Here is a 10958-nt window from a genome sequence, read left to right on the forward strand (position 1 = left end):
CCCCTATGGAATTTACCACCACCGCGCTGGCCCTGACCGGACTGCTGATTGCTGCCTGGACAGCCGCTGCCGCATGGCTGATGATTGCGGCCAGTGCCAAGGCCAGACAGGCCGAAAGCAGCCGCAAGGCCGCCCGGCGCATGGCCCGGATGATCGACGAGGCGCCGGCAATTCCGCTGCTGGTGAGGACCGATGGCCGGATCGAGGGGTCCGAACGTCTGGCGGGCTGGCTTGGCCTTGACCGTATGCCCCAATATCTCAGCGAATTGTCGGGCGGGGCGGGCAAGGGATTGTCGCCTGTGCAATTGGCTGGACTGACTGACAAGGTCCGCCGTACCCAGCGCAGTGCCGCACCGTTCCGCCTGGCGATGACGCCTCCTGGCTCCAACCGCAGCCTCGCCATGCGTGGTAACCTGGCTGACCCGCAGGTATCGCCCGGCGGCGCCGCGTTGATCTGGGTGTTCGATTTCAGCGAAAGCCAGACCGAGCTGGTCAAACTGAGGAACGAAGCGGCGCGCGCGCAAGAAGATTTTGCAGCGCTGGTCGGCCTGATCGAAGCGGCCCCCATGCCGATGTGGTTCCGCGGGCCGGATGCAAAGCTGCGTCTGGTCAATCAGGCCTATGTGCGCGCCATTGGCGCTGCCAGCGCGGATGCGGCAGTGGAGCGGCAGTTGGAACTGGTCGAGCCGGTGGACGGACTGACTGCCGGGCAGATTGCCGCGCAGGCGGCGGAACAGAACTTGCCGATCGAACGCATAGTCCCTGCCACCATCGACGGGCAGCGCCGCAGCCTCCGGGTCAGCGATTTGCCATTGGGCGCAGAAGGCGTGGCAGGATACGCTGTCGATATCGAGGAAATGGAAGAACAGGCGCGTACTTTCCGTGCATTCCGCGATGCACAGCGATCCATGCTAGACCAGCTTTCCATCGGGGTTGCGCAGTTTGATTCCGAACGCAAGCTGACCTATGCCAATCAGCCTTTCCGGCGGACTTTCGGCATTTCATCAGGCACTGTCAGCGCCGGAACGCCGTTCGACCGTCTGCTGAATGATGCGCGTGAAAGCGGCAAAACGCCCGAAGTGCGCGACTTTCCGGCCTGGCGCGCTGAACATCTGGAATGGTTCACCAGCGGCGAAACGCAGGAAGAAGCATGGCCCTTGCCCGGCGGCACCCATCTGCGAATCGTGGCCCAACCCATGCCCGATGGCGGCCTGGTGCTGATTGCCGAAGACCGGACGGAACAACTGGCGCTGTCAGCCACGCGGGACACATTGTTACGCACGCGAACGGCCACTTTCGACAGCCTGTTCGAAGCGCTGGCGGTGGTGGCCCCGGATGGGAAGCTGCAATTGTGGAACCGCAGCTTTGCCGGGGCATGGGGCGTTGACCCGGAATTCCTCGATTCGCACCCCAATGCCGCAGATTTGCTGACTGCAATTGCCCCTAATCTGGCCCGCGCCAAGCAGGTCAGCATCATTGGTGAAGTCATCCGCGCCGCCACGCTGGACCGCAAGGAAACAGGCGGCCGGGTAATGATGTCGGATGGCCGAACGCTGGAATTTGCGGGCGTTCCCCTGCCGGATGGCAATGGTCTGCTGACCACGCTGGACATTACCGATTCGCAAAAGGCCGAAGATGCCTTGCGTGAACGGGCGCAGGCGCTGGAAGATGCCGATGCTGTAAAAACGCGTTTTCTGGCCAATATGTCCTACGAATTTCGCACACCCCTTACATCCATTGGCGGTTTTGCAGAGCTGCTGGCGGCGGGCGTGGCTGGCGAATTGTCGGACCAGGGCAAGGACTATGTATCTGCCATTATTGATTCGGTTGGTCGTTTGACCGAACAGGTGGAAAATGTGCTCGACCTGTCACAAAGTGAAGCAGGGCTGTTGCCGATCACGAAAGAACGGATGGAACTGATGCCTTTCGTCACCCAGGTGGTGCGCGAACGCGAGCAGGCCATCGTGGATGCCGGGCTGACGCTGGATCTGCGCGGCAGCGCCGGCGGCAAGATCGAGGCTGACCAGCGCCAGTTGGGCAGGGCGCTGGGTCATTTGCTCGACAATGCCATTGCGGCCACCCCCAAGGGCGGCAAGATACTGGTCGATGTGGGCAAGCCCAAGGGCGTGGCGCGCATTGTGGTGTCGGACAATGGCCGCGGCATGGCCAAGGCGGAACTGGCCCGCGCGCTGGACGGATTGCGCGAGAACAAGGACGGCAGCGGGTTGGAAAAGCGGCAGGGGTTGGGCATACCGCTGGCGCGGCAACTGGTCGAAGCGCATGGCGGCAGCCTTGAAATCCTGTCCCGCCAGGGTGCGGGAACCACCGCGACGATATTGGTTCCGTGAAGATCGATCTACCTGATCTGGCTGCGATGGCGACCTATGGAACGCGTATCGCAGCGCAATTGACGGCGGGTGATGTGGTCGCGCTTACAGGCGGCCTTGGCGCAGGCAAGACCACATTGGCACGCGCCATTATCGCCGCCCTTGGTTATGGCGCAGAAGTGCCTTCGCCCACTTTCACCATCATCGAAACCTATGATACGCCCCTGGTCCGCCTGCCGCTGGTGCATGCCGATTTCTACCGGCTTGAGTCGCCGGATGAGCTACTGGAACTGGGGCTGGATGATTACCGCGACGGTGCGGCGCTGCTGGCGGAATGGCCTGAGAATGCTGGTGGTTTCGCAGCCGAAAGCGCCTGTCTGTCAATAGCGCTGGAAGTTGCCGATGGCGGGCGGATTGCGATTGTCGAAGGTGGGCTGGATTGGCTAGGGCGGATGCCATGAGCAATCTTCCCCAAGGTATCGATTCATTCCTGGCAAATGCGGGCTGGGCTGATTCTGTGATCAGCGCCATTCCGGGCGATGCGTCGTTCCGGCGCTATTTCCGCGTTTCCAGCCACGGCCGCAAGGCCATGCTGATGTATGCGCCGCCGCCCGAAGAAGACCCCGAACCGTTTTTGCATGTGGCACAGTGGCTGACCGCCCACGCCATGCGCGCACCTGAGATTTACGCTGAAGACAAAGCACAAGGCTGGGTGCTGATCGAAGATTTCGGTGATGACCGGATGCGGGACTGGCTGGATGCAAACCCGCAGGGTGAAACAGCCGCTTACAAGGCCGCAGTCGATGCCCTGGCGCAATTGCACCGCAGGCCCGCCGGACCATTCCCGCCCTATGATATGGCCGTCTATCAGCGCGAAGCAGCCCTGTTTACCGAATGGTATTGCCCGGCAATGCAACTGGAAGTGGATGCCGCCAGCTATGTGGCGGCATGGGACGATGCGTTGTCCGATATGCTGCCGCGCCAGACCCCCGGGGTTACGGTCCTGCGCGATTATCACGCGGAAAACATCATGCTGCTCGGGCCGGTGGATGATGGTTCCGGCGCGCAGGGGCTGATTGATTTTCAGGACGCGCTGGTAGGTCATCCGGCCTATGATTTAGTCTCCCTGTTGCAGGATGCACGGCGCGATGTGCCGATGGATCTGGAACGGCGGATGCTGGACCATTATCTGGCCGTAGCAGGCGCTGACCCCCATTTCGAAGCTGATTATGCACGGCTTGGTGCGCAGCGAAATGCCAAGATCGTCGGCATTTTTGCTCGGCTGTGGAAGCGCGACGGAAAGCCGCGCTACTTCGATTATATTCCGCGCGTCTGGGCTGCGCTCGAGCGGGATCTGGCGCATCCGGCGCTGGCCCCTGTGGCAAAGTGGTTTGATGCCAATATTCCCAGCCAGATACGCAACAGTTTCGGGGGCAGGGTATCGTGAACTCACTGGCATCCGATACAGCGATGGTGATGGCAGCAGGCATGGGCAAACGGATGCGCCCGCTTACCGCTTCGCAGCCAAAACCGCTGGTCCGGGTGGCGGAAAAACCCCTGATCGATCACGCGCTGGACAAGCTGGCAACCGCCGGCATTGGCAAAGTGGTGGTCAATGTCCATTATCTGGCAGACGCGCTTGAGGCGCATTTGCGTGAACGCAAGCTGCCAGCAGTGATCATTTCCGATGAACGTGAAATGCTGCTGGAAACAGGCGGCGGCATGGTGAAGGCGCAGGCCGACCTGCCCGATCCGTTTTTCTGCCTCAACGCCGATAACATCTGGCTGGATGGCCCCCGCGATGCGTTTCACGATCTTTCAGGGTGCTGGGACCCTGATACAATGGATGCCCTGCTGTTGCTGGTGCCCCATGCGCGCGCGCTGAATTTCAGGGGCAAGGGTGATTTCCACATGGACCCGCTTGGAAGAATATCCCGCCGACGCGCAGGCAGGATCGCGCCTTTCATCTATACTGGCATCCAGCTGGTATCGCACCGCTTGCTGCGTGATGCGCCGGAAGGCAAGTTTTCGACCAATATCCTGTGGGAACGGGCGATTGAGGAAGGGCGGCTGTTCGGTGCCGGCTTTACCGGCCAGTGGTTCGAAGTAGGCACACCGCAATCCATCGCGCCTACTGAAGAAGCGCTCCAGCGTGGCTGATCGCTCCACCGGTCCAGCCATTTATTCCATCGCCGCCCATCGCGGCTTTGCAGATGCCCTCGTAGCCGGGCTGGTGCCGCGTTATGCCGAAGATGATGTCGGCCTTGCCCGCCTGACCCTGCTGCTCCCCAGCACCCGGACCATGCGCACGGTCAGCGATGCTTTCATCCGGCATTTCGGGGCGGCGGGGCAAAATGGCATGCTGATGCCGCGCATGGCGGTGGTGGGCGATCTTGATCTGGATGAAACGCTGGGCAGCCTGCTCGACCCGCTGGGCGCGGCGGACATTCCGCGCGCGGTGGAACCCACCCGCCGGTGGCTGCGTCTGGCAGAATTGCTGCGCGAGGAATTGGGTAAGGACGTGCCGCGCGGAAGCGCGCTGCTGCGTCTGGCTGCGGACACTGCGGCAGCGATGGACCGGATGCTGGTGGAAGATATCGGCCCCGAAGCCCTGCTGGAGGATCCCGTGCTGGATTTGCTGGGCGAATTGTCGGGCCACTGGCAAAACAGCCTGCGGAATTTTGCCCGGGTGCAGACACGATGGCTGGCCGAATTGAATGCCGCAGGCGAACTGGATGCAGCAGCCCGGCGCAACCGCCTGTTCGATTTTGCGGCGCGGCGGTGGAAGGAAGCCCCGCCTGCAACGCCGATTGTCGCTGCCGGTGTCACCAGCGCGGCCCCTGCGCTTGCCCGTTTGCTGCGCGTGGTTACGGGCCTCCCGCAAGGGGCTGTCATCCTGCCTGATCTTGATCTTGCGATGGACGATAGCGTGTGGGCAGAACTGGGCAGCGCCGGCACGCCTGATGAAACAGGCTCGCCGCCATTTGAACGCGGCGATGCCGTGACCCACCCGCAATATCATCTCAAGCTGCTGCTCAACCGGATGGGCATTGCGCGCGATGAAGTCCGGCCATGGCACCGCAAGGGCATGACAGCCGCGCCGCCAGAACGCAGCCACGCCATTTCATCGCTGTTTCTTCCCCCCGAAGCCAGCAAGGGCTGGGTGGACCTGCCTGCCGACAAGCGCAGATTGTCGGGCGTCAGCCTGATGGAAAGCGCCAATCCCGAAGCAGAAGCGCAAGCCATTGCCCTGCTGGTGCGGCAGGCGATCGAGCAGCCGGAACGCCGCGTTGCGGTCATATCGCCTGACCGCGGGCTGGCGCGGCGAATTGTCCAGCATTTGCGGCGGTGGAACATTGCTGCGGACGATTCTGCGGGCCGCCCGCTGACCGATACGCCCGCAGGGCGATTGTTCCTGTTGCTGGCAGAAGTGGCCGCTGAAAATGCCGGCCCGGTGCCGCTGATGGCGTTGGTGCAGCACCCGCTGGTCAAGATGGATGACGAGCGCGCCGACTGGCTGCGACAGGCACGCAAGATGGAGCTTGAATTGCGCGGCCCGCGCCCTGCGCCCGGGCTAGATGCGCTGGACGCATATGCTGACAAGGCAGGCGTTCCAGGATGGTGGCAGAGTGTGCGCGCGGCGCTGGACCCGGTGCTGGATGCGCGCGGAACACGGCCACTGGCCCAGATGCTCGACGTGCTGGCTGCCGCTGCTGAAGATCTGGCCGGTGATGCTGTCTGGTCGCGTGAGGATGGCCGGACGCTGTCTGCCATGGTGGAAGATTTGCGCGACCATTCCCGTCACGTTGGCACCATGGTGGAAGCGCACGAGATTCACACCATTCTTCGAGATGTGATGGAGCAGATTGCCGTTCGCCCGCCCTATGGCGGCCATCCGCGCATTGCCATTTACGGCTTGCTGGAATCCCGCATGAGCCGGGCTGATCTGGTAATCTGCGCCGGCTTGAACGAGGGCGTATGGCCCGCAACACCGGCAACAGACCCAATGCTGGCTCCAACCGTGTTGCGGGCGCTGGGTGTGCCGGGCGCGGATTTCCGCATCGGCCTGTCAGCCCACGATCTGGCAGGCGCCTTGGGCGCGCCCGAAGTAGTGTTGAGCAGGGCGCAGCGCGATATTTCCGGGCCTGCCATCCCGTCACGTTTCCTGCTGCGGGTGCGGGCGCTGCTGGGCAATGATCTGCTCAAACGCCATGAATTGACCACGGCCACACAATGGGCCACGCAAATTGACGATGCGCCTGCTGCTGCACCTTATCCGCGACCGCAGCCAAGCCCTTCTGCCGAGCAGCGTAAAGTCCGCATCAGTGTTACTGCGCTCGATCGGCTGCGGTCAGACCCGTATCAATTTTACGCTGGCAGTATCCTGCGCTTGCCGGAACTGGATTCGCTCGATGCGGAACCTTCCGCTGCGTGGCGCGGGACAGCAGCGCATGAAATTCTGGAAAAATGGCATGTGTCCGCGCGGCCCATGGTAGAAGTCGCCGCTGAAGTTCTGCAACAGATGAATGCCCACCCGCTGATGCGCGCCTTGTGGCAGCCGCGCCTGATGCGCGCTCTTGAATGGGTGGAACTGGAAATTTCGTCCTATGACGGCCGCAAGCCGGTGCTGTTCGAAAAATGGGGCAAGATGGACGTGCGCGGCGTGGAGATTTTCGGCAAGGCCGACCGCATCGATACGCTGCCGGGCGGCAGGCTGGTGATTGTGGATTACAAGACCGGCGGCCCGCCCAGTGCCAGGCAGGTCGATGCCGGCTTTTCGCTGCAATTGGGCACCATCGGGCTGATGGCGGAACACGGCGGGTTTGACGATGTCGAAGGCGAAGCGGCAAGGTTTGAATATTGGTCCCTGGCCAAAAGCGACAAGAGCCAGACCGGCTTTGGCTATATTTCCAGCCCGGTGAAAGATGGCAGCAACCGCAGCAAGCTGGAAGCGGAAGACTTCCTGCCCAAGGCGGAAGATTATCTGCATCACGCCCTCGACAGCTGGATTTTGGGTGATGAACCCTTTGTCGCCCGGCTCAACCCTGATGCCGTGACATACAACACCTATGATCAGCTGATGCGGCTTGATGAATGGCTGGGACGCGAAGCATGAGCGATAGTGGAAAACGCCTGGTCCATCCATTGAAAGACAACCAGGCGCTGGCGGTTGATCCGCAGGACAGCGTGTGGCTTTCGGCATCGGCAGGCACGGGCAAGACACAGGTTCTGTCCGCGCGCGTGCTGCGGTTGCTGCTGAATGCAGATGTCGATCCGTCGCAGATATTATGCCTGACATTCACCAAGGCTGGCGCTGCTGAAATGGCGACGCGGGTGAATGAAGTTCTGGCCAGCTGGGTGCGGATGAGCGCAGTGGACCTCGCCAGCGATCTGAAAGCCATCGGCGCTGCTTTTGACCATGCGACCCAGCAGCGTGCGCGAACCCTGTTTGCCAGCGTGCTGGACAGCCCCGGCGGCGGCTTGCGGATTGATACCATCCATGCCTTTTCCCAATGGCTGCTCGCCGCTTTCCCCGAAGAAGCGGGCCTTGCCCCCGGCAGCCGCCCGATGGAAGATCGAGACCGCAATCTGCTGGCCCATGAAGTGCTGGCCGCAATGCTGGTGGAATGGGAAGAAACCGGCGCGGCTGATCTGCTGGACGCTCTTGCAGCGCTCAGCATCCGCATGGGCGCAGATGGGGTGCGAAACTGGCTGATGCGCTGCGCTTCGGCGCGCGAAGTGTGGCTGGGAACAGGCGGATGGCAGGAACCGATTGCTCCCAATGTCCGGCGGATGCTGGGAATGGCAGCAGATGCCGGGCCGGAAACTGTCGCCGCCCTGTGCGCCGATAAAGTGTTCGATATAGCTGGGCTTGAACAATGCCTGCACACGCTGGATGCATGGAATGCCAAAACCGGCGCGGACGGTGCGGAGGCAATCCGCCAATGGCTGGCGCGGGATCTTGAGGGGCGCGCTGATAGCGTGGAAGACTTGCTCGGCAAAATCCTCAACAAGGATGGGTCGGACAAGAAGCTGATCGCCAACAGAGACCCCGCCTATACGCACTATATTGTCGGCGTCAGACAGTCGATTGCCGCAGTGCGCGAACAGCAGATGTTGCTTAATCTGGTAGAATTTCTCACGCCTGCGCTGCTGGTCGGGCGGCGGTTTGCCATCCGCTGGGACGAAGCAAAAGCGCGTGAAGGCTTCATCGATTTTGACGACCAGATCAGGCAGGCAGCGGCCCTGCTGTCCAGGTCGGACATTTCCGACTGGATCCGGTATAAGCTGGACCGCCGGTTCGACCATATCATGGTGGATGAAGCGCAGGACACCAATGCGGAACAATGGTCCATCATCCGCGCGCTGACCGGCGATTTCTTTTCCGGGATGGGGCAGCGTGATGACAAGCTGCGGACCATTTTCGTCGTTGGGGACTACAAGCAGGCCATTTTCGGGTTTCAGGGCACCAGCCCGAAGAACTTTCGCACCAACCGGGAATATTTCGCCGATATCATGGCGACTGCGCGGGCCAATGCCGATGTGCTGCGCGATTATTCCGGAATGCGGGATTTGCTGGCCATCGGACTTGGCCGGTCCTTCCGAAGCGCGCAGCCCGTACTGGATTTTGTCGACCGCGCAATTGACGGCATCGGCCATGAAGAATTCGGCCTGACCGAACACCCGGGCAGCCATGAAGGGGACAATCGCCCCGGCGAAGTGGTGCTGTGGAAGCCTGTGGCGACCAACCCCGACGACGCTGATGCAGGCGCGGAGCAAAACGGTGTGTCTGACTCGTCCGCAGCAGGCGACGGCGGGGCTGACACATGGGTTTCCGAACCGGAACGACGGATGGCCGATGGCATTGCTGCGCAGGTCAAAAGCTGGCTGAAAGACGGTTATCCGCTGGCCAAAGGGCGCAAGCGCAACGCCAGGGCAGGCGATATCATGGTGCTGGTCCGGCGGCGGCGGGAACTGGCGGGGCTGGTGGTCAGCCGCCTTCATGCTGCCGGAATTCCGGTGGCGGGGGTGGACCGGCTGCGGCTTGGCGCGCCGCTGGCGGTGAAGGATCTGATGGCTGCCATCCGCTTCGCCGTTCAGCCGTATGATGATTTGAGCCTTGCCAACTGGCTTGTATCCCCACTGGGTGGATGGAGCCAGCAGGACCTGCTAGACCATGGCTATCGGCCCAAGGGAACATATTTGTGGGATCATATCCGCCAAAGCGAAGCGCCGCTGGTCGCGCAGACGTGTGACCGGCTGCGGGATTTGCTGCGTCTTGCGGATTATGAACTGCCGCAGGCGCTGCTTCACTGGATGCTCGCCGGGCCATGGCAGGGCCGGCGGGCGCTGGTGGCCCGCCTGGGGCGCGATGCCAATGATCCCATCGACGAATTGCTGAATGCAGCCGCCAATTATGCCTCCGCCCACACCGCCAGTCTGCAGGGATTTATCCAGTGGTTTGATGCCGGCGACGGAGAGCTGAAACGCGAAGCAGGCGCGGGTGAAGGGCTGGTGCGCGTGATGACCGTGCATGGTTCCAAAGGGCTGCAATCCCCCATTGTCATACTGGCAGATGCCACGGGCAACCCCGATAAATCGCCAGTGCGCGGGCTGTCGCTTGATGATAATGGCCGCACAATCCCGTTGCCGCCGCTGGGCAAGGATGAAAAGGTTGGCCCCGTTGCCGCTGCCGAAGAAAAGGCCGCCGCAGAAGAGCGGGAAGAACACTGGCGGCTGCTATATGTTGCCATGACCCGCGCAGAAGAAGCCCTGTTCATTGGCGGCGCATTGGGCAAGAGCGAGGACGTTCCTGCTGAATCGAGCTGGTATGCACGGCTCAAACCGCTGTTCTCAAATGATGCAGAAGCTGATCCCATCTGGGGTGAACGGCTGACTTTTGGCCAGCGCCCGGCCAATGTGCCGTTGCAAAGCAGTCAGGAAGCTGGCCAGGAAAGTGCCGCGTTGCCGGCGTGGGCCATCACGCCAATCGGGCCGGAACCACGCCCGCCGCGCCCACTTGCGCCTTCGTCGGCCGGTTCGGAGCAGGCAGCAGACCCGCCATTGCCGCCCGACATGGCGCGCGAAGCCGCCAGGCGCGGTGTGCTGATCCACAGTCTGCTGGAACGCCTGCCCGATGTGGACCCGGCAGCGCGCGAAAATGCGGCAATGGCATGGCTGCTGCGGCAGGCACCAGAGCTTGCGGATGCGGCGCGGCAGGAAATTTATGCCGCTGCGTCGGGTGTGCTGTGCGTACCTGAATTTGCCGAAATATTCTCGCCCGCTGCGCTGGCAGAAGTGCCGCTGGCCGCCACAGTGGGCGGGCAGGTTATTGCCGGCACTGCAGACAGGTTGCTGGTTACGCGGGATGTGGTGACCGTGGTCGATTTCAAAACCGCGCGCCGCCCGCCCGCAGGCTTGGACGAGGTGCCGGAACTGACGCTGCGGCAAATGGGCGCCTATGCTGCCGCGCTTGGTGAAATATATCCGGGGCGGAGGGTGGAAGCGGCAATATTATACACGCAGACGCCGCTGCTGGTGCCACTTTCGCCTGAAATTCTTGGCCGTTACAAACCGCAATTGTCCGGCGCGCAGGAAAGGTTTTCTGTGTCTTTGCTTGAGTGAGCCGAG

General features: G+C 62.0%; 6 protein-coding genes. All 6 read left to right on the top strand.

Annotated features, from left to right (window positions below; translation table 11 throughout):
• The first annotated feature begins 5 nt into the window (after window positions 1–5).
• From GRI44_RS03940 to addA, 6 genes are read left to right on the top strand one after another with little or no spacing between them, the layout of a single operon-like run.
• Window positions 6–2348, top strand: coding sequence for a PAS domain-containing sensor histidine kinase (locus GRI44_RS03940; RefSeq protein ID WP_160600124.1), 2343 nt, complete (start codon window positions 6–8; stop codon window positions 2346–2348).
• Window positions 2345–2788, top strand: coding sequence for a tRNA (adenosine(37)-N6)-threonylcarbamoyltransferase complex ATPase subunit type 1 TsaE (tsaE, locus tag GRI44_RS03945; protein WP_160600125.1), 444 nt, complete (start codon window positions 2345–2347; stop codon window positions 2786–2788). Before GRI44_RS03940 ends, tsaE begins: the two co-directional genes overlap by 4 nt.
• A complete protein-coding gene (locus tag GRI44_RS03950; protein ID WP_160600126.1) occupies window positions 2785–3774 on the top strand; it encodes an aminoglycoside phosphotransferase family protein in 990 nt (329 codons plus the stop codon). The genes tsaE and GRI44_RS03950 overlap by 4 nt, the downstream gene beginning before the upstream one ends.
• Complete coding sequence (locus GRI44_RS03955) at window positions 3771–4487, top strand: nucleotidyltransferase family protein (RefSeq protein ID WP_332872350.1); 717 nt, start codon at window positions 3771–3773, stop codon at window positions 4485–4487. Before GRI44_RS03950 ends, GRI44_RS03955 begins: the two co-directional genes overlap by 4 nt.
• On the top strand, window positions 4480–7443 hold the full coding sequence (gene addB, locus GRI44_RS03960) for a double-strand break repair protein AddB (RefSeq protein WP_160600127.1): 2964 nt from the start codon (window positions 4480–4482) through the stop codon (window positions 7441–7443). The genes GRI44_RS03955 and addB overlap by 8 nt, the downstream gene beginning before the upstream one ends.
• Window positions 7440–10952, top strand: coding sequence for a double-strand break repair helicase AddA (gene addA / locus GRI44_RS03965; RefSeq protein ID WP_232842963.1), 3513 nt, complete (start codon window positions 7440–7442; stop codon window positions 10950–10952). Before addB ends, addA begins: the two co-directional genes overlap by 4 nt.
• The last annotated feature ends 6 nt before the right edge of the window (window positions 10953–10958 follow it).

Origin of the sequence: Allopontixanthobacter confluentis (assembly GCF_009827615.1) — a bacterium.
Lineage (GTDB): Bacteria > Pseudomonadota > Alphaproteobacteria > Sphingomonadales > Sphingomonadaceae > Allopontixanthobacter > Allopontixanthobacter confluentis.

What these genes read in the sequence shown, in the direction of transcription:
- GRI44_RS03940 (WP_160600124.1), top strand. Translation starts at nt 6, where the DNA reads ATGGAATTTACCACCACCGCGCTGGCCCTGACCGGACTGCTGATTGCT.
- GRI44_RS03950 (WP_160600126.1), top strand. Translation starts at nt 2,785, where the DNA reads ATGAGCAATCTTCCCCAAGGTATCGATTCATTCCTGGCAAATGCGGGC.
- addA (WP_232842963.1), top strand. Translation starts at nt 7,440, where the DNA reads ATGAGCGATAGTGGAAAACGCCTGGTCCATCCATTGAAAGACAACCAG.